This window comes from Moheibacter sediminis (assembly GCF_900176425.1).
Taxonomy (GTDB): Bacteria; Bacteroidota; Bacteroidia; order Flavobacteriales; family Weeksellaceae; genus Moheibacter; species Moheibacter sediminis.
Genome location: NZ_FWXS01000004.1, coordinates 246198 through 264903, shown reverse-complemented (window position 1 = coordinate 264903; position 18706 = coordinate 246198). Strand labels below are relative to the sequence as shown.

Genomic DNA, 18706 nt, shown 5'->3' with positions numbered 1-18706 from the left:
AAAACTTAGGATAAAAAAGTTCTGATTTTCCTTAGCAGTTTAGACGATAATTTATTGTGGTTAATTACCACTGCACTGTATAGTTGAGCATTGTCTAATTCTGCAACATAATGCCCATTTAATACAGTTATATTTCTTCTTTCAAAGGCATCTCTCAACACTTGTTTGAAATAGTCCTTCGCAGCCAGTTTTTGACTTGCCTGAGAAATACCATCTGAATGTAATCTATACAAATACAAACATTTATCTATGAAATAGAAATTCGTTACTTCATATAATTTGAGATACAAATCCTGATCTTCTGCTGACCTCAATGCTTCATCAATCCCTAAAGTTTTATAATACTCAGCTTTTTTAAATGTAAAAAAATGTGCTACATTAGTGTCTATATTAAAAAACCATTTGTCTCCGTTGGTAATTTTTTTTGCTCTGGAAAATGGTTTGTCGGGGTTTAAATTTTTATCACAAAGCATCATTTTCGAATACACCACTCCATTTTTATCATGTAGCTTGTACATATTCATTACTTCTTCCAATGCTGTAGGAATAAGTGCATCATCAGGATCTAAAAAACCACAAATTTCTCCTTTTGAAAGGTCGATGCACTTTTTTTTAGTAAATCCAACTCCTTTATTCACATGATTCCTTACCAAAGTTATTTTAGAATCTTTCTGGGCTAAACCCACTAATTGATTGTAAGAATCGTCAGTAGAGAAATCATCTACTATTACTATTTCGTAATTTTTATAAGTCTGTGATAATATGCTTTTATAACAATCTTGAAAGTAATCCCAATTGTTATAATGAGCAATTAAAATTGAGAAAAGTGGTAGGTTTTCATTCATAGGTTATGAATTAATCAAAAGGTCGGTACAAATATACAGTTATTTCTTGGTTGCGGAATAGATAATTAAACTATCAGCAGAGATGTATATATTTGCATCAAAATCTTAAATATGAAGATACTCATCACCGGAACCGCCGGATTTATCGGATTCCATCTTGCAAACAAATTACTAAAGCGCGGAGAGCAAATTTTTGGACTTGATTCCATTAATGACTATTATGACATCCGTGTAAAATATGGTCGTGTGGAAATGACTGGAATCGATAAAGATGAGATTAAATATGGCAAATTAATCCAAAGTAAAACGGATTCTAATTATCAATTTATACAATTAAATCTAGAAGATAGAGAAGGATTAGAAAAATTATTTGCTGAACAAAAATTTGACAAGGTTATAAACCTGGCTGCGCAAGCCGGAGTACGATATTCTCTGACCAATCCACAGGTTTATATGGATTCAAACATAACTGGTTTTCTAAATATTTTAGAATGTTGCCGTCATCATAATATAAAACACCTTACTTACGCAAGCAGTTCAAGTGTTTATGGCTTAAATGAATCTCAGCCTTTTTCTACGAAAGACAATGTGGATCATCCAATCAGCTTATACGCTGCTAGTAAAAAAGCCAATGAATTGATGGCGCATACCTACAGTCATTTGTTCAAAATCCCTACTACAGGATTGCGTTTCTTTACCGTTTATGGTCCCTGGGGAAGACCTGATATGGCACTATTTTTATTCACAAAAGCAATTTTTGAAAATAAACCAATTGATGTTTTCAACCATGGTGAAATGCAGCGTGATTTTACTTATGTTGATGATATTGTTGAAGGAATTGTCCGTGTAAATGACAATCCACCAAAGGAAAATCCTGATTGGAATCCAAATTCAGACGATGCCTCAGTTTCTTCCGCTCCCTATAAAATTTACAATATCGGAAATAATAATCCTGTAAAATTGATGGATTTCATCACAGCTTTGGAGCAAAAAATCGGAAAAACTGCCGAGAAAAATATGCTGCCTATTCAAGCAGGAGATGTACCAAGTACGTATGCCGATGTTTCAGATCTGATTCGCGATTTAGACTACAAACCTCAGACTTCCATTCAGGACGGAATTGATCAGTTTGTCGATTGGTACAAAGATTTCTTTAAGGTTAATTAGTTTTGAAAGAATGAATCTACCTTTAGTTTCGATCAATATTCCTGTTTTTAAATGTGAAAAATACATTTTACGTTGTTTGGAATCAGTTAAAAATCAAACATATAAAAATTTAGAAATCATTCTTGTAAATGATTGTACACCTGATGAAAGTGTACAAATAACTGAAAAATTTATACAAGAAAATCTTGAGTTAAATATCAAATTAATTCATCATTCTGAAAACCAAGGGTTATCAGTTGTCAGAAATACCGGAATAGATAATTCTCAAGGAAAATACATTTTTTTCCTGGATAGCGATGATGAAATCACAGAAAACTGCATTGAAGTATTAGTCAACACAGCAACTGAAACAGATGCTCAGTTAATTATTGCGCAAAATAGGTGGATCAATACTTTTGATAATTCTATCAAAGATTTTGGATTTCCTACCAACGCTAAAAAGAAGTATTATTCAGGAAATGAAGAGATTTTCGAAGCTTACTGTAACGATGAATTCCCGGTACCATCCTGGAATAAGCTCTTTAAAGCTGACTTCATAAAAGAAAATAAAATTTATTTTATCCCAGGTCTGTATGCTCAGGATGAATTGTGGTTTTTCCACCTAATGCTGCAAGTAGAAACGATTGCAATTACAGAGGAAATTACCTATTTATATTATCTGCATGGTGACTCTGTCATATTCAACCGCACAAAAAAGAATTTCGAAAATCATCAAACCATTGCAGAATGGTTTACAAAAGAATATCAGAAATCTAATGCCAAACGCAAACAATTAATCAAAAAGAAATTGATTAGCTTCAAAGACACTACTTTGCGAATGCAGTGGAAATCAATGAGAAATGACGAAACTTATTGGAAACAAAATTACAACCGACTCAAGAAATCTCCCCAACTTTCTGTTTCTGATTACTTTTCAGACGAATTCACAACCAAGTTAAAAAAAACAAATCTTTTCCAAAATCTCCCCGTCGAAATAGGCTTTAAGGTTTACAAATGGCGCTACGAAAGAAAATTCTAATAATATTTTTGTAAAATTCCCTGAAGGTATTTCTCCCTGTCAAGTAGATTATTTTGTTTGAAATATCCCATCGCATCGGGAATATCTATAGAATAACCCTGTCCTTTTTTCTCGAGAATTAAATTTCCTTTCTTACCCAAAAATTCCTCCACAATTGTTATAATTTCCAAGATCGGATAATTGTTTACATACGCAACGTTGACAATTTTATTCAATTTATTAGAGTCAATTAAACCTAAAATAATTTGCGTCACATCATAAACATCAATCTGATTGCGTGTTGCATCTATATGGACTTTAATTTCAACTTGATTTTGAATTGAATTGATCAAATAGTTAATCAAAGTATTCTGATTACCTCCTTTTCCTACGGCATTACTGACTCTTGCTATCAAATATTTATCATTTTCTGTCGCAATAAGGTGTTCCATATTTAATTTATGGTTTACATAATGACTGTCAATTTTGGAAGAATCATAGATGCTGCATGAGCTGAAATAAACAAACAACACATCAGGATTTTCTGAAATGGTTTTTCGAATTAAATCTTCCTCACGCTGAAATTGGGCTTCGTCTTTTTCTAAAGAGTTAGAAACACCGGACGCGAAAAACACTACATTTTCTCTATCATGTTCTCTAAAAGCATTGGCTACGAGTCCGTTTCCTATAATCATTTCGTCAAGTGTGAGTTGTTTTTAATGATTGCTAAAATACAAATTCCAAATTATTAATTTATAAAATTCAAAGTACATTTGCTATTCAATAAGAATTTCAGTTTTGGCTCAAAAATTTTCTAAAAAACTCAACGTACAATTGCTCGCAGAAACTTTGCTAGCTTTTGGAATTGAACATATCGTGCTTTCTCCAGGCTCGCGAAACGGCGCGCTCTCAACGCATTTCACGCACCACCCTCACTTCAAAACGTATAGCATTGTTGACGAACGCTCGGCTGGATTTGTAGCTTTGGGAATGGCACAGCAAATCAGAAAACCGGTGGTACTTTGCTGTACTTCAGGCTCTGCTGCAGCCAATTATTATCCGGCCGTGACAGAGGCTTTTTACCAAAATATTCCCTTGATTGTTTTGACAGCTGACCGTCCGGAACATTTGGTCGATAATTTCGACGGACAAACCATTCGTCAGAAAAATCTGTTTGAGCTTCACTCCTACCATAACACTCAATTATCTGAAGATGAATCTACTGAAATCCTTACGGATAACCTAGGATTGATAAAAAAAACGATTAAATCTTGTATGCATGATTTCGGTCCGGTGCACATTAATATGCCGTTTTCCGAACCTTTGTATGAATTTCAAAACACAATTGACATCCAATTTGATAAATTTGAAATCCCTGAAAAACAGAATATAGAATTTGATTTCAATGAATTTTCAACGATTTGGAATTCAGTTGAAAAGAAACTAATTCTCGTTGGAATGCAGTTTCCGGATGACAAATTAAATCGACTATTAAGTGAATTGGCGGATGATGATTCTGTTGTTGTTTTGACAGAAACTACTTCCAATTTATATTCACAAAGATTTTTCAATAAAATTGATCAGGTAATTTTTCCTTTAAATGAAACAGATTTGGAAAAACTTCGTCCTGATTTGTTAATTACCATCGGACAAAATGTAATTTCCAAAAAGATAAAATCTTTCATAAGAACGCATAAGCCGCAGTTTCATTGGCATTTAGATGAATTTTGGCAGCCAGATACTTACCAATGTTTAACAAATGAAATAAAAATCAATCCGGTAAAATTTATCGAAGAATTTAATCTAAAAGTTCAGAAAAAAGAAAGCAATTATTACAAAATTTGGAATGAAATCAGAAATTCACATCAAACTAAACACGATGAATTTCTCCAAAAAACAGCATTTTCAGATTTGACTGTTTTCGAAGAACTGATCAAAACTTATCCTGAAAACTGGCAGATTCATTATGGAAACTCATCAGGAATCCGTTATGCGCAGCTTTTTGACCACAATTCTTCTAACGAAATTTTTTGTAACCGTGGCACAAGCGGAATTGACGGCAGTACATCCACTTCCATCGGAGCAGCAATTGCAAGCCAAAAACCGACGGTTATGGTAACGGGTGATATCAGTTTTTTCTACGACAGCAATGCGTTGTGGAACAATTACATTCCTAAAAATTTCAGAATAATTATAATAAATAATGGCGGAGGAAATATTTTCAAAATCATTCCGGGACCTGAAAATTCAGGTGTTGTGGAATCTGTTTTTGAAACACGTCATCATTTAACCGCTGAAAACTTGGCAAAAATGTTTGGGTTTGAATATGAAAATGTAAATAATCTGGAAGATTTAAAGCTTTCTTTGGAAGAATTTTATCTCCAATCAGAAAAACCAAAAATACTGGAAATCAACACTTCGATCATCGAAAATGCACAAATTCAAAGAGATTATTTTAATTTTTTGAAATTATAATTTTTGTTATTCCGACAAAGAAGATTTGAGCTTAAGAGGGGAAACGAAGTCTAGGATTTTATTCTTTATTTCATTAAAAGTCATTTAGAATGACACAAGTTTAAATTTACAAGACCCGGGTTGCTTTCACAAAACGTTTGTTCCAATAAGTTTCTTCGATTGAGCTAACAATCACGCCTTTGGAAGTAGATGAATGAATGAAAAATACTTCTCCGTTTTTTACATTTTCAACAATTCCTACATGGTTGATTCGCGAACCTGATGTAGAAAAGAAAACCAAATCTCCTTCTTTTGCGTCTCTCAATTTTATCTCTTTTCCTTGGTCTGCTTGGTCTCGGGAAATTCTCGGCATTTGAAATCCAATTGCTTGAAATGAATTGATTACCAACCCTGAACAATCTAAACCTGAACTTGTTGTACCTCCATATTTATAAGGCGTTCCTAAAAATTTGTACGCTTCTTTAAGTACAGAGTTGGCTTCTTTGGCTATTTTATGATTGTCTTCGCGAGAAGGTTTTGGAGGCTTGACTTCTTTTTTCCTTTTATATTCAGAAGATTTATAAGAAACACTTTTACCTGAATTACAAGCAGTTATTGAAATTAAAATAATAAAAATAATGTAAAATTTTCCTGATTTCATATTCCCTAACTTTCAATTTTATAAAATTAAAACGTATAAATTTAAAAATTAGTACAGATATCAACAAATAATTAACAAAGTTATCAACAGTTAAAATATTTGACAAATCATATCTTATTCAAAATCAATACAAAATAGTTAAATAAAAAAACTCAAAACTATCCCTTTAATATTTCCTGCAACAATTGTCGCGCGCGCAGAAGTCTTACTTTTACATTTGCCATAGAAAGCTGCAATTCGTCAGCAATTTCTTTATAAGTTTTATCTTCCAAATAACGAAGTTCAATGATTCTGCGGTATTCCGGCTTTAACTTTTGGATGTTTTGGTCGAAAGCATCGTTGGCTTGTTTTTGTATCAATGATTCCTCGGGTGTAGGTAAATCTTCCTGAATTTCAATGAAATAATTTTCATCATCGAGCGAAATCTGCAATTCTGGCGATTTTCTGATGTGGTCAATCATCGTATTGTGAGCGATGGAAACTACCCAAGTCTTGAAATCAAAGTCTGAATTGTACAATTTCAGCTTCGCAAAAACTTTGGTAAAAGTTTCGATGGCAATATCTTCTGCTTCGTCCTCATTTTGGATTTTGGAGTTGACGTAATTATATACATTCATCCAAAATAAATCCATCAAGACATTTTGCGCTTGTCTTTTTCCCTTTCGGGCTTCTGAAATTGTATTTTGAAGTTTTGCTGATTTCAAATTTGAAAGAATTAATTTAAATATATAAAATTAACTCAATAACCTCGCCGCTTCCTTCGAAAAATATGTAAAGATCATATCCGCACCTGCACGTTTGAATGCTGTCAAGCTTTCCAGCATCACTTTGTCATGGTCGAGCCAGCCATTTGCTGACGCTGCTTTGATCATGGCATATTCACCGCTTACCTGAAAAACAGAAACCGGAATATTGTAATTGTCTTTCACCAAACGAACAATGTCCAGATAAGCCATTCCCGGCTTTACCATCACGATATCAGCACCTTCCATAATGTCGGCTTCGACTTCACGAAGTGCCTCCAAAGCATTGTGATAATCCATCTGATAAGTCTTTTTATCTCTTGGAATATTTTCTATATCAACAGGTGCAGAATCCAACGCATCACGGAATGGACCATAAAATGAACTCGCATATTTTGCCGCATAAGAGATAATTCCCACATCGGGAAATCCGTTTTCTTCCAATGCTTCTCGGATTGCCCCTACCCGACCATCCATCATATCACTCGGCGCGATAATGTCCGCTCCTGCTTCCGCATGGGAAATGCTCATTTTCACCAATGCTTCGTTGGTTTCATCATTCAAAATCTTTCCGTTGCCAATAATCCCGTCATGACCATAAATCGAATAAGGATCCAAAGCCACATCAGGCATTATGATCATTTCCGGAACGGCATCTTTGATGGCTTTGATGGTTTGCTGCATCAGTCCGTCAGCATTCCAGGCTTCTTTGCCGGTATTGTCTTTCAAATCAGCATTTACTTTCACATAAACGTTTACCGCTTTGATTCCCAGATTCCAGATTTCTTTTACTTCATTCACAGTCAAATCCAATGAATGACGGTAAATCCCCGGCATGGATTTGATTTCTTCTTTCACATCTTTTCCTTCTGCCACAAAAATCGGCAGCACAAAATCATTCGGTGTCAGGCTCGTTTCGCGTACCAAACTTCTAACAGCTTCATTTTTTCTCAGTCTTCTGTGACGGTTATATGGAAACATATTTTTCTTTATTTAAACGGGCAAAGTTACACTACACAAACCAAAATCAAGACTTTTGTTTGAATTTTAATGGCGTCAGTCCCGTGAAACTTTTGAAATGTTTAATGAATTGACTCGGTGATGCAAATGCTAACGAATAAGCGATTTCAGAAACGGATTGTTTCGTGCTTCTCAGTAAATATTTGGCTTTTTTAATTTTTTCAGATAAAATAAACTCGTTCGGAGTGATGCCGATTTCACGCTTGAAATGCCTGTGAAATGTAGATTTGCTCATATAGGCTTTGTCTGCAACCTCATCAACCGTCAAAGATTTGTGCTGGTTATCTCTTATGTAATTGATGGCAAATGCAAGCTGATTATTGGATGCCAGTGAGTTCGTTTCTTTCAAAAGTAAATTCCGTGCTTTGGATTGTAAAAGATTGATTATTAATTCTTTCGTCATCAATTTCCCCAAAGCTTCACGGTATTGATTATTGGACGAAGCCAATAAAATGATACGTTCAATATTTTTACTTAAAATTTGGTCATTTTCAAATTTAATGGTCGAAATATCCAGTGACCATTCACCATTTTCTATTTTCGGAGTTGTTTCATTCACCATCAAAAGCGTATCGCGAACCTCATCTGGAGAAATAATCAATGCCATACAACGAGTAGGATTCTCGTCATCTGCTTCCGGAAAATCAATGTTCATCGCCTGGCTCTTGTCCAAAACCAAAGATTCTTCCGGTAAAAACTCAAACGAATGATTGTCTTTAAAATGCATTACTTTTTTACCGGAAAGCATCGTAATCAATGACATTTCATCAAATGCCAGTTCAAAACCGTAAGTGCTCGCCTTGGTTTCAAAAAGATGCAAGTCCAATTCATTGGTATGAAAACTGATTTGATTTTCGATCGGAGTGATCACTTTTCCCTCTTCATATATCTTCCTGACGGATGAATTCATTTTCCTAATTTTTTAAAAGTGTATCGATGACACTAATTTAATATTTTTTGACACAAATCGACTGATTTTTTGAAATTTATTAGGTCTAACTTGGACTAAATTAATTTTTTAAAATAAAAATGATAAAATTATGAGCAACGAAAATGTAAAAAAATGGCCGGAATTTAAAAGCCATTATGACAATTATATCGACGGGAAATTTACGCCGCCCGTCTTGGGGAAATATTTTGATAACATCTCTCCTGTAAACGGAAAAGTTTATACAAAAGCTGCACATTCTTCCAAAGAAGATTTGGAATTAGCAGTAAATGTTGCGCGTGAAGCTTTTAAAACCTGGGGCAAAACTTCTGCAACGGAAAGAAGCATCATTTTAAATAAAATTGCGGGCCGCATCGAAGAAAACCTGGAATACCTTGCAATTGTTGAAACCATCGACAATGGAAAAGCAGTGCGTGAAACTTTGAATGCTGATATTCCTTTGGCTATTGACCATTTCCGTTATTTCGCAGGCGTCATCCGTGCAGAAGAAGGCTCCCATGTGGAATTAGATCAAAATACAGTTTCATTAATTGTTCATGAACCAATAGGTGTCGTGGCGCAGATTATCCCTTGGAACTTCCCAATTTTGATGGCGGTTTGGAAACTCGCACCAGCCTTGGCTGCAGGTAACTGTGTTATCCTGAAACCGGCCGAAAGCACGCCGACTTCTATTTTGGTAATGATGGAATTGATTGGTGATTTATTGCCTGCGGGTGTGATCAATATCGTAAACGGCTTCGGAGCAGAATTAGGACGCGCATTGGTTACCAATCCTAAAGTTTCCAAAGCTGCATTTACAGGTTCTACGCCTACAGGTCGTTTGGTGATGCAGTATGCAACTGAAAACATCATTCCGGTTACTTTGGAATTAGGTGGAAAATCTCCAAATATTTTCTTCAATTCCGTGATGGATGAAGATGATGCATTCTTGGATAAAGCGGTTGAAGGTGCGGTATTATTTGCATTTAACCAAGGGGAAATTTGTACTTGTCCTTCCAGACTATTGATTCAGGAAGACATTTATGACAAATTCATCGAAAAAGTAATCGCAAGAGTTGAGGCCATCAAAGTTGGCGATCCTTTGGATTCTACGGTGATGATGGGTGCGCAGGCATCGAAGATCCAATACGATAAAATTGAAAATTATATCAAATTAGGTAAAGAGGAAGGTGCTGAAGTTTTGACGGGTGGCGAAGTGAATAAGTTGGAAGGCGATCTGGAAAACGGATATTACATCAAACCGACGCTTTTCAAAGGGCACAACAAAATGAGAATTTTCCAGGAAGAAATTTTCGGACCTGTTCTCGCAGTTACTACTTTCAAAACAGTTGAAGAAGCAATCGAAATCGCAAACGATACGCTTTACGGTTTAGGAGCCGGAGTTTGGACGCGTGATGCACATGAATTGTACCAGGTTCCAAGAGCCATTCAGGCGGGTCGTGTTTGGGTAAATCAATACCATGCTTATCCTGCAGGAGCACCGTTTGGCGGATACAAACAGTCGGGAATCGGGCGTGAAAACCACAAAATGATGCTTGGGCATTACCGTCAAACTAAAAATATGCTGATTTCATACGATAAAAATAAATTAGGATTTTTCTAAGTTGATTTAGGTTATTTATGAAGGGGTAGTCTGGTTTTTAGATTACCCTTTTTTCCTTAATTTTAAACAAATTCAATCATGATAAAAAGAATTGACATAACAGACACAGCAAAAGAATTAATCAAACAACTAAAGGAAACACACGGCGAGCTCATGTTTTACCAAGCCGGCGGATGCTGTGAAGGCACACAGCCGCAATGTTTCGAAAAGGGCGGATATTACCCAAGAATGAACGATGTAATGCTTGGAGAAATCGAAAACTGCGAATTTTGGGTGGACAAAGATTTATTCGAATACTGGAAATACAGTCATTTCACTTTAGATGTTTTGGAAGGATTCGGCGTAGGCGGATTTTCACTCGAAACACCACTTGGCAAAACCTTTAAAATCCATTACAGACTTTTCACTCCAGAAGAACTGGAGAATCTGGAAGAAGTTAAATTGATGGATTAAACTTATTAATCAAAATATTTATTCCTAATCTGTAAAAATTAGTTCTAATAATCAACTCCAAACATTTTCCTTATTTTTGCGCCATTATGCGCATAGACATCATCACCATTTTACCAGAATTACTCAGAAGCCCTTTCGAAGCATCCATCCTGAAACGAGCTCAGGACAAAGGATTAGTAGAAGTCCATCTGCATAATTTACGTGATTTCTCCAAAGGTAAATACAACCAGATTGATGATTACCAATATGGCGGCGGCGCAGGGATGGTCATGATGATAGAACCCATCGACAAATGTATTTCAAATCTGCAATCACAAAGAGATTACGACGAAATAATCTATCTCACACCTGACGGAATCACTTTAAACCAAAACATTGCCAACGAACTCTCTCTTAAAGGTAACATAATGATGCTTTGCGGGCATTACAAAGGTGTTGACCAGCGCGTACGTGATATGTTTGTCACAAGAGAAATTTCTATCGGAGATTATGTCTTGAGCGGGGGAGAATTAGCGGCTGCGGTTTTAGCAGACAGTATTATACGTTTGCTTCCAGGTGTTTTGAACGATGAGACTTCTGCTCTTTCAGACTCTTTTCAAGACAATTTATTGGCACCTGAAGTTTACACAAGACCCGCAGAATACAAAGGCTTAAAAGTTCCCGACATTTTACTATCCGGTGACTTCCCAAAAATAGAAAAATGGCGTCAAAACAATGCACTTGAACGAACACAGCAAAGACGCCCTGATTTGTTAGATTAAAAATATTTACCAAATTGATTTTCAATCTGTAATTAGCTACGCAACCTTTTTATTTTTTTTCGTCTATATAAAAATTGATATAACTTTACATTAATTTAGAATAGATATGAAAATGAAAAATTTAAAATGGCTGGTGGGTTTATTCTTAATTGGGATTTGTATGGTGTCCTGTTTAGATGATGAACCTGTGATGAATGTCACTTATCAGTACCGACCAATTGACAGCATACAAATTGATAGCATTTACCCGGCAAGACAAGTAACTGAAATCAAAACTTTTTTTACTACTACAAACGGTTGTCAACAATTTTTTGATTATGATTATACAATTTTGGGAAATGAACGAACCGTTTCCGTAATCACATCAGAAATACAAGATGGTGGCTGTACAGAAATTACAGAGTCTAAGTCATTTGTTCTAAAATTTAACCCTGCTTCCAGCGGAACTTATACATTCAGATTCTGGAATGGGAAAGATGCAGACGGTCAGGATACATTCATTATCAGGGAAATTGTAGTTCCTCAATAAATTACATTTGTTTGGATGATAACATTCACATATTAATCAAAGAATGCCAGGCAAATAAAAAATCTGCTCAGGGGGAGATCTATAAACTATTCTCTGCACAGCTGTTCTCTGTATGCCTTCGTTATTCTAATAATTATGAAGATGCGCAGGATACTTTTCAGGAAGGATTCATCACCGTTTTCAATAAAATCAATCAATATCGTTTTGAAGGTTCTTTTGAAGGATGGATGCGCAGAATCATGGTAAATACATGTATTGAAAAACATAGAAACAAAACGCATTTGTATGTTGTAAATGAAGAGTTGATTCATGAACCTGACGAAGAATCAGATAATGAAGAATACTCTTACGAAGACCATTCATATGAAGAAATCCTTTCGTTCGTGCAACAATTACCTGACCGTTACCGTCAGGTTTTTAACTTGTATGTAATTGAGGAATGTTCGCACCAGGAAATTGCAGAAATGCTCGACATTTCTGTAGGGACATCTAAATCTAATTTGTCGCGTGCACGTGAAAAATTAAAAGAATTAATAAAAAAAAATAACAATATAAGAATCTTGTCAAAATGAAAGATAAACTTGACAAATACATCAAACAAAATTTAAATTCTCCACAGCAACCGCCGCAGGACGCTTGGGAATTTATACAAACCCGAATCCCGAAAGAAAAGGAAAAGAAAAGAATCATTCCTTTTTGGGTGAGGCTTTCCGGTATCGCTGCAGTGCTTTTGCTTATGGTCGGTTTCGGCTATTGGCTGGGAACTTATAATACCTCAGATATAGAATTAAATCAAGGAATTGCGGTTAATCCTTCGAATAATTCCACAGCCTCTGAGTCTCAAACTATCAATAATTCAAACCAAGAAAATTTTGAGAATAATGTTCCAAATTATATTCAATCAGAAAGAAATGTTTTGAATTCAAACGACAATTCATCACAAATTCATCCAGCAATTTTTGACAGAAATAAAGTTTATTCCCAAAATTACATTCAAAATAATCACAATAATAATTCAAATAATGAAACGCATGATTTAAACTTCAACTCTTTTGTTCAAAATACACAACAAACATTCGGTGAATTAATCGCTGAGAATTTATCAGCCTTGAATAATTCCTGGAACAATTTAGATGTAAACTTAAATCCAATCACATCTTTGACTTTACCTAACATCAATGATGCAAATCTTAGTAAGAATAAAAACCCTGAGCTTCTTTTAGTTTTGGAAGACAAACCAAAAGAAGAAAAGAAGAAAAAGAAAAAAATAGACTACGACAGATTCCATATTTCTGCATTTGCATCTCCTTTGGCTTTCAATACTTTCGTAGGGAACTCTATGCTGGCAGATGAAATGAGTCAATACAACACAGAAAATAATGTGACGCTTGCCTATGGAGTAAAAGCTGCTTATTCAGTTAGCCCTACGCTAAAGATAAGAACCGGTGTTTCCATGGTCGGACTAGAACAAATAACAAAAAATGTTCCGCTTGAAGTACAAGTAGCTGGAGCAAATTCTTTGTTATCAGTAGATAAAATCAATAATATCAACTACGGAGGAAATGTAAGGATTGACAATAATCCAATGGCTGCATCCCTATTGGGAACTGAATTGACACAGCAAAAATCCGGTTACGGAAATATGCAGCAACAAACAAGCTATGTAGAAATTCCTCTGGAAGCCGAATTGAGTCTATTTCAAACTAATTCTATTGGTATCAGTGCAACAGGCGGAGGAAGTACATGGGTACTTTCCAAAAATAAAATCTATGTACATACTGACGATTACACACAGGAATTAGGAGAAGCCAACAATCTTAACAATGTAACTTTCAGTGCCAATGCAGGTTTGAAATTTGATATGAATCTTACTGAAAATATAAAATTAAATGTTGAACCTAATTTCAGATATTTAGTAAATCCGGTGAATAATATTGAAAAATACAATCCTTATACAGTAGGTGTCAATGCAGGAATCAGTGTTTCTTTGAAATAATTATTTCACTCACTGATAATCTTTTCCTCCACCAAAACAGTTTCAATAAAAATGCGAAGCACACTCATGTGACTTTTGGCGATTCGCTGACCTATTTTTGCAGAAATATAAGGTCCAACCATCAATAGAAGCCCTATTAGATTTGTCCAAACCCAGAAGTTTCCAATTTCTAAAGCCAATTCAATCCAGCCATATAAACCCGTTGTTAAAATAATCGCACCACCCAGACCATAAGAAAACATAAACAAAGTCCAGATTGATGGCCGCGGTCCAAACAATCCACGAACCAAAATTGTCCCTGGTTTTTCATCATTTTGTTCTACCCTTATTTGAAGTTGTGGAGCCCAATATTTTTCCCGGTCTTGTCTTAAACGTATTACTCCAACCTCCCGATTGACATATCCACCCAAAGTTTTATTATGATTTTTGAAATGAGCTTTCAACTTGTCCGAAAATTCATCAGCCGTCATATTGGCAACAACTTTGAAACGCGGGCGGCTGCGAATGGCATTGATTTCAATTTCGTTTTTCATAAAGAAATCTGATTTGGATTGATTAAATTTACAAACAAATCGATTAGATGAGTCCTAAAAATGAATCATTTTTTGAAAAAGTATTCGAAGTCGTTCGCAAGATACCCGAAGGAAGAGCCACTTCGTATGGCGCCATTGCCGAATTCATAGGCATGAAAATCTCTGCACGCATGGTAGGCTGGGCAATGAACGCCGCAGCTTCCCAATCTGATGTTCCTGCACACCGCGTAGTCAACAGAAACGGATTACTCACTGGAAGACATCATTTTTCCCCACCTGAATTGATGCAGCAGTTATTGGAAAATGAAGGAATTACAGTCGAAGATGACCAAATTCAAAATTTCAAAGAAGTTTTTTGGAAGCCTGAAATCTAAACAACAAATTCCTCGCCTGTTTCACACCATTTTGCAGCAATTCCCAATTGAGCCGTAGTGAAAGCTTTGAATTCTCCCGGCATCACTTTGCTGAAGTTTTCTGTGAATTTATGAACGCTTTCTTCGTCTGAAATAATGGCACAACGGTTCCATTTAGATAAATTTTTTATTCCCAGCCAGGCGTCCTGCATCCAAGCGCCGATAGTAAATTCCTCCAACTTTGTATCGAGATGAAATAAATAATTCAATTCATCATAAACTTCTACTTTGGCTTTTACATGCGGCATAACCACGTTTTCAAAATCCTCTTTGGTCACTTGCCCTGTTGCCCGAAAAGCCGCCACATTGTCCGGAGCATCTTGTATTATCGTAATCATGATTTCAATTTTTGGTTAAACAAATTATGTTTAATATTGATTACCAAAACAATACCAAAAAAAATGATTTATTGTTAAAGCTTCTCCAAAAAAGAAATTTCAGGATTCAAAATTTCTTCTATCAAATTGCTCAAAGGATTATTTGTAAACCTTAAAATTTCAGAATCAAATGTAGTTTCGCCATCAAATTTCAAAGGAATCAAACCTTTTTTAGGATTTTTTAATGGATAAATTCCAAACTGAACGTTCAAATCTTGGCGGTTTCCGAAATACAAATGTGCATAAAAAATCAACTGCAAGGACTTCGCGAACTTGGCATCAGAAAAGATATTTTCCAATTTCTTTTCGACCACGTTGAGCGTAGATTCAGTCACGTTTCCCGTTTTGAAATCAATGATTCGTTTGATGCCGTTGAGTTCATCAATTCTGTCAATAAAACCTTTTAACTTCACTTTTTTACCGTTCGATAAAATCAATTCTGATTCCAGTTGAGTCTCCAATTCATGCACGATAAATTCATTGTGCTTCGCTAAATTTTGATCAGATTTAATTACATTTTGAATGAAAGAATGCGCAATTTTATAAACCAAATGGTTTTTTCCACGCAAGAAATCTCCTTTTCCATATTCATTTTGAAACGCTTCAATCAATGCTTTTTCGGAATTTTCAAAAATCGAATCAAAGTCTTTTTCAACCAAAATTTTACCCAAAAGCGGTTTGTATAATTCCTCCAAAGAATTATGCACAATATTCCCCAGAACCCGTGCTCCGACAGTTTCTTCGGCATCTTCAAAATCACGCACGCCCAAAACTTGCTGTTGATAAAAATCAATGGGATTTCTGAGATAGTTACTTAAGGAAGATGCTGAGATTCCCTTTTCCAGCCATCTTTCCAACGCTTCCATAACTGCAGATGTTTTCATTATTTCCAAAGGTTGATGGAGTTGCGCGGTAAATTCCGGAACGGCAATTTTATTTTCTATTTTGTGGCTAGATTCATATTGCATTTGTGCAAGAAAACGGCTTCGCTCGCCAGAATCCAATCCGTCTGCCTCAGTATTGTAAAGCAAACTTATGTTTTCAGCTCTTTGCAACAAGCGGTAAAAATGATAAGCAAAAACAGCATCATTTTCAGTGAAAGTATTCATGCCCATTTCGCGCCGAATGTCATAAGGAATAAATGAATTTTCAGTTCTGCCCGGCGGAATTACACCGTCATTTACCGAGGTCATGATTACATTTTCAAAATCAAGCAAACGTGTTTCCAACAATCCAACCAGTTGCAGTCCTTCCAAAGGTTCACCTACAAAAGAAATCGTTTCATTTGTCAAAAGCCGGTTGTACAAAACATATAAAGTTTTGAAATTTTGAATCGCATTAAAATCTTTCAATTCATCTGCCAATTGGTTCATCAGTAAGCTGAAACGATATACATATTCCTTATCTAAATCATTGATTTCGATTTCTTTATTTTGCATCAATCCTTCAATCCATTTCATCAAATGAGTTACAAATGAATTTGTATCTGAATGAATTTCAAATAATTCAGAATAAATACTTCCTTTTAATTCTTCCTGAATAAATTGAGAAGTATTGAAAATCCGGTTTTCTTTTCTGATTTTACGATTCAATTTTCCTGCATCAAAATTTTTCTCTTGGAAAATCGTGTTACTGATGATATCCAAAACATTTTTATAATAAAAAACTTTACCATTTCCGAGTTTTTCACGGTTCATTTGCAATTCAAAAACAGAACGAAAAAAATAAGCCATCGAAGATTTATCCAAAGGAAAACCCATCGTGATATTTACTTTGGAAATATTCTGTGGAATTGCGCTCAAAACTGCCGGAAGCAAGGTTTCATCTGCTAAAACAACCGCCGTTTCCGAAACTTTATCCGCAGGAATTTCACTTAAAATTTTGTGTAAATATTTAGCTTGTCCAACTCTTTTTCCGATTTCTATTGTTTGAATTTTCTTGGGTTTTGAAAATTCATTCGCTTCCCAATTCCAATCGGACAAAACTTCTTTATATTTTCTGAGAAAATGTCCTGCTTCCTGGTTTTCATCATCCATGTAGTATTTATCCGAATCCCAAAAAAGCTTCGCTTTTCCAATTTTATTCAATTCAAAAATGATTTTCCTTTCAGCATTTGACAAAGCATTCAAACCTACAAACACAAAATTTTCATTAGTTTTTTCTAAAAATTCAGGCAATTTCTCAACGGCTTTTCGGTAAATCAAACCGCGGTAAGCTTTGTTTTGGTTTAATAAATCTTCGTTCAATTGATGAAATAATTCTCCGGACATTTTCCAGAAATTCAAATGTTTCGACATCAATTGATTGCTTCCGATTTCAAGGTTTTCTTGTCCCCATTTTTTAATTCTTTCGGCAGAAATCAAATAATCAAAAATTTCTCTTGGACTGACCAAAGAAGAATTGATGTCGTCAAAATCCTTCAGCAAAGTCGGAATCCATTTGATGAAATTTTCAAATTCATCGGGCATTTCAACTATTTTTTTGTAGGAATTATAAGCCGAAAACCAAAGCTGGATCTGGGAAACATCTTGCAATCCTGAAATTTCTTTGACAAAATCATCGATGCTCAAAAATTTAGGAAGAATTGAATTTTTCACTTGATTTTGAAATGCCTGCCGAAAGAAAAGCATCGGACGGTTTCCGGGTAAAACAATCGTCGTTTGCAGTAAATCTGCACGGGATTCAATCAATTCCGAAACTACATTTTCTATGAATTTTGCCATGTGTGTAAAAATAGAAAAAATAGATTTTGCGCTCTCAAAAAACTTTGAACATTGAACTTTAAACTTTAAACTCTTGTCGTAACTTTGCCGCATGAGCAATTCACTTTTGACTTCAAAAGAAAAATGGCAGCTGATAGAGCAGTTTTTTGCAGAAAATTTTACCGATGGCGAAACGCCTGATATCGATACAATGCTTTTCCTGATTGGCGTACAGGAATTAGGCAAAGGAAAAAAACGTTTCAAAAAAGACGATAAATTGAATCTTTTGCACATTGCCGTTTGCCGTATTTTGGAACCTTTTGGATATTATCGTTTTGATGGTCTGGACAAAGACGGCTGGCCTCAGTTTGAATTCCTTGAACCGCTTCCTGAATTGAAAGCCAATGAACAATCTTTGCTCATGAAACAAGCTATCATTCAGTATTTTGAGGATAGAGAGCTTTTCTAATTCATAAATGTCATTTCGAAAAAGGGGAAATCTA

The 18706-nt window shown here is 35.2% G+C and carries 20 protein-coding genes; 11 read left to right on the top strand and 9 right to left on the bottom strand.

The window, feature by feature from the left end:
• Positions 1-5 precede the first annotated feature (5 nt).
• Positions 6-845 carry a glycosyltransferase family 2 protein gene (locus B8977_RS07990; RefSeq protein ID WP_084017170.1) on the bottom strand — a complete coding sequence of 280 codons (840 nt, stop codon included), beginning with the start codon at positions 843-845 and terminating at the stop codon, positions 6-8.
• A 111-nt stretch (positions 846-956) separates the two neighbouring features.
• Here B8977_RS07990 and B8977_RS07985 point away from each other — a divergent pair, with 111 nt between their 5' ends.
• Together B8977_RS07985 and B8977_RS07980 are read left to right on the top strand one after the other, a co-directional pair.
• Positions 957-2012, top strand: coding sequence for an NAD-dependent epimerase (locus B8977_RS07985; RefSeq protein WP_084017169.1), 1056 nt, complete (start codon positions 957-959; stop codon positions 2010-2012).
• A 10-nt stretch (positions 2013-2022) separates the two neighbouring features.
• Positions 2023-3030, top strand: coding sequence for a glycosyltransferase (locus tag B8977_RS07980; protein WP_084017168.1), 1008 nt, complete (start codon positions 2023-2025; stop codon positions 3028-3030).
• Here B8977_RS07980 and B8977_RS07975 read toward each other — a convergent pair.
• A complete protein-coding gene (locus B8977_RS07975; protein WP_084017167.1) occupies positions 3027-3704 on the bottom strand; it encodes an NAD-dependent epimerase/dehydratase family protein in 678 nt (225 codons plus the stop codon). The two genes, B8977_RS07980 and B8977_RS07975, sit on opposite strands and share 4 nt — an antisense overlap.
• 103 nt (positions 3705-3807) lie before the next feature.
• Between B8977_RS07975 and menD the strand changes: the two genes are divergently transcribed.
• Positions 3808-5484, top strand: coding sequence for a 2-succinyl-5-enolpyruvyl-6-hydroxy-3-cyclohexene-1-carboxylic-acid synthase (gene menD / locus B8977_RS07970; protein ID WP_084017166.1), 1677 nt, complete (start codon positions 3808-3810; stop codon positions 5482-5484).
• A gap of 106 nt (positions 5485-5590) precedes the next feature.
• On the opposite strand, the gene B8977_RS07965 is transcribed toward menD, so the two are convergent.
• The 4 genes from B8977_RS07965 to B8977_RS07950 form a co-directional block, all read right to left on the bottom strand.
• Positions 5591-6124, bottom strand: a complete 534-nt coding sequence (locus B8977_RS07965) for a C40 family peptidase (protein WP_084017165.1) — start codon at positions 6122-6124, stop codon at positions 5591-5593.
• Between the two features lie 158 nt (positions 6125-6282).
• On the bottom strand, positions 6283-6828 hold the full coding sequence (locus tag B8977_RS07960; protein WP_084017164.1) for an RNA polymerase sigma factor: 546 nt from the start codon (positions 6826-6828) through the stop codon (positions 6283-6285).
• Positions 6829-6858: 30 nt separating this feature from the next.
• On the bottom strand, positions 6859-7848 hold the full coding sequence (hemB, locus tag B8977_RS07955) for a porphobilinogen synthase (RefSeq protein WP_084017163.1): 990 nt from the start codon (positions 7846-7848) through the stop codon (positions 6859-6861).
• 46 nt (positions 7849-7894) lie between these two features.
• Positions 7895-8797, bottom strand: coding sequence for an AraC family transcriptional regulator (locus B8977_RS07950; RefSeq protein WP_084017162.1), 903 nt, complete (start codon positions 8795-8797; stop codon positions 7895-7897).
• Between the two features lie 130 nt (positions 8798-8927).
• Here B8977_RS07950 and B8977_RS07945 point away from each other — a divergent pair, with 130 nt between their 5' ends.
• The 6 genes from B8977_RS07945 to B8977_RS07920 all read left to right on the top strand — a co-directional run bounded on the left by B8977_RS07945 (position 8928) and on the right by B8977_RS07920 (position 14178).
• Positions 8928-10439 carry an aldehyde dehydrogenase family protein gene (locus tag B8977_RS07945; protein ID WP_084017161.1) on the top strand — a complete coding sequence of 504 codons (1512 nt, stop codon included), beginning with the start codon at positions 8928-8930 and terminating at the stop codon, positions 10437-10439.
• Between the two features lie 78 nt (positions 10440-10517).
• Complete coding sequence (locus B8977_RS07940) at positions 10518-10892, top strand: DUF779 domain-containing protein (protein ID WP_084017160.1); 375 nt, start codon at positions 10518-10520, stop codon at positions 10890-10892.
• An 86-nt stretch (positions 10893-10978) separates the two neighbouring features.
• On the top strand, positions 10979-11653 hold the full coding sequence (trmD, locus tag B8977_RS07935) for a tRNA (guanosine(37)-N1)-methyltransferase TrmD (protein ID WP_084017159.1): 675 nt from the start codon (positions 10979-10981) through the stop codon (positions 11651-11653).
• A gap of 112 nt (positions 11654-11765) precedes the next feature.
• Positions 11766-12182 (top strand): hypothetical protein, encoded by a 417-nt coding sequence (locus B8977_RS07930; RefSeq protein ID WP_143736386.1) that lies wholly within the window; start codon positions 11766-11768, stop codon positions 12180-12182.
• An 11-nt stretch (positions 12183-12193) separates the two neighbouring features.
• A complete protein-coding gene (locus B8977_RS07925) occupies positions 12194-12754 on the top strand; it encodes an RNA polymerase sigma factor (RefSeq protein ID WP_084017157.1) in 561 nt (186 codons plus the stop codon).
• A complete protein-coding gene (locus B8977_RS07920) occupies positions 12751-14178 on the top strand; it encodes a hypothetical protein (RefSeq protein ID WP_084017156.1) in 1428 nt (475 codons plus the stop codon). Before B8977_RS07925 ends, B8977_RS07920 begins: the two co-directional genes overlap by 4 nt.
• A 5-nt stretch (positions 14179-14183) precedes the next feature.
• Here the strand turns inward: B8977_RS07920 and B8977_RS07915 are convergent, their stop codons facing one another.
• Positions 14184-14711: a hypothetical protein gene (locus B8977_RS07915; RefSeq protein WP_084017155.1), complete on the bottom strand. Its 528-nt coding sequence runs from the start codon at positions 14709-14711 to the stop codon at positions 14184-14186.
• Positions 14712-14758: 47 nt separating this feature from the next.
• Between B8977_RS07915 and B8977_RS07910 the strand changes: the two genes are divergently transcribed.
• A complete protein-coding gene (locus B8977_RS07910; protein ID WP_084017154.1) occupies positions 14759-15085 on the top strand; it encodes an MGMT family protein in 327 nt (108 codons plus the stop codon).
• Here B8977_RS07910 and B8977_RS07905 read toward each other — a convergent pair.
• Positions 15082-15462: a SpoIIAA family protein gene (locus B8977_RS07905; RefSeq protein WP_084017153.1), complete on the bottom strand. Its 381-nt coding sequence runs from the start codon at positions 15460-15462 to the stop codon at positions 15082-15084. The genes B8977_RS07910 and B8977_RS07905 overlap by 4 nt on opposite strands.
• A 74-nt stretch (positions 15463-15536) precedes the next feature.
• The gene (locus tag B8977_RS07900) at positions 15537-18224 is read right to left on the bottom strand and encodes a PD-(D/E)XK nuclease family protein (protein WP_159447471.1); all 2688 of its coding nucleotides are present in this window, start codon (positions 18222-18224) and stop codon (positions 15537-15539) included.
• 91 nt (positions 18225-18315) lie between these two features.
• Between B8977_RS07900 and B8977_RS07895 the strand changes: the two genes are divergently transcribed.
• Complete coding sequence (locus B8977_RS07895; RefSeq protein WP_084017151.1) at positions 18316-18672, top strand: hypothetical protein; 357 nt, start codon at positions 18316-18318, stop codon at positions 18670-18672.
• Positions 18673-18706 lie beyond the last annotated feature (34 nt).

Coding starts and splice junctions, on each gene's coding strand:
- B8977_RS07965 (WP_084017165.1), bottom strand. CDS start 6,124: ATGAAATCAGGAAAATTTTACATTATTTTTATTATTTTAATTTCAATA.
- B8977_RS07985 (WP_084017169.1), top strand. CDS start 957: ATGAAGATACTCATCACCGGAACCGCCGGATTTATCGGATTCCATCTT.
- B8977_RS07975 (WP_084017167.1), bottom strand. CDS start 3,704: ATGATTATAGGAAACGGACTCGTAGCCAATGCTTTTAGAGAACATGAT.
- B8977_RS07915 (WP_084017155.1), bottom strand. CDS start 14,711: ATGAAAAACGAAATTGAAATCAATGCCATTCGCAGCCGCCCGCGTTTC.
- B8977_RS07920 (WP_084017156.1), top strand. CDS start 12,751: ATGAAAGATAAACTTGACAAATACATCAAACAAAATTTAAATTCTCCA.
- B8977_RS07900 (WP_159447471.1), bottom strand. CDS start 18,224: ATGGCAAAATTCATAGAAAATGTAGTTTCGGAATTGATTGAATCCCGT.
- B8977_RS07940 (WP_084017160.1), top strand. CDS start 10,518: ATGATAAAAAGAATTGACATAACAGACACAGCAAAAGAATTAATCAAA.
- trmD (WP_084017159.1), top strand. CDS start 10,979: ATGCGCATAGACATCATCACCATTTTACCAGAATTACTCAGAAGCCCT.
- B8977_RS07990 (WP_084017170.1), bottom strand. CDS start 845: ATGAATGAAAACCTACCACTTTTCTCAATTTTAATTGCTCATTATAAC.
- B8977_RS07895 (WP_084017151.1), top strand. CDS start 18,316: ATGAGCAATTCACTTTTGACTTCAAAAGAAAAATGGCAGCTGATAGAG.
- B8977_RS07950 (WP_084017162.1), bottom strand. CDS start 8,797: ATGAATTCATCCGTCAGGAAGATATATGAAGAGGGAAAAGTGATCACT.
- B8977_RS07980 (WP_084017168.1), top strand. CDS start 2,023: ATGAATCTACCTTTAGTTTCGATCAATATTCCTGTTTTTAAATGTGAA.
- hemB (WP_084017163.1), bottom strand. CDS start 7,848: ATGTTTCCATATAACCGTCACAGAAGACTGAGAAAAAATGAAGCTGTT.
- B8977_RS07905 (WP_084017153.1), bottom strand. CDS start 15,462: ATGATTACGATAATACAAGATGCTCCGGACAATGTGGCGGCTTTTCGG.
- B8977_RS07930 (WP_143736386.1), top strand. CDS start 11,766: ATGAAAAATTTAAAATGGCTGGTGGGTTTATTCTTAATTGGGATTTGT.
- B8977_RS07945 (WP_084017161.1), top strand. CDS start 8,928: ATGAGCAACGAAAATGTAAAAAAATGGCCGGAATTTAAAAGCCATTAT.
- B8977_RS07910 (WP_084017154.1), top strand. CDS start 14,759: ATGAGTCCTAAAAATGAATCATTTTTTGAAAAAGTATTCGAAGTCGTT.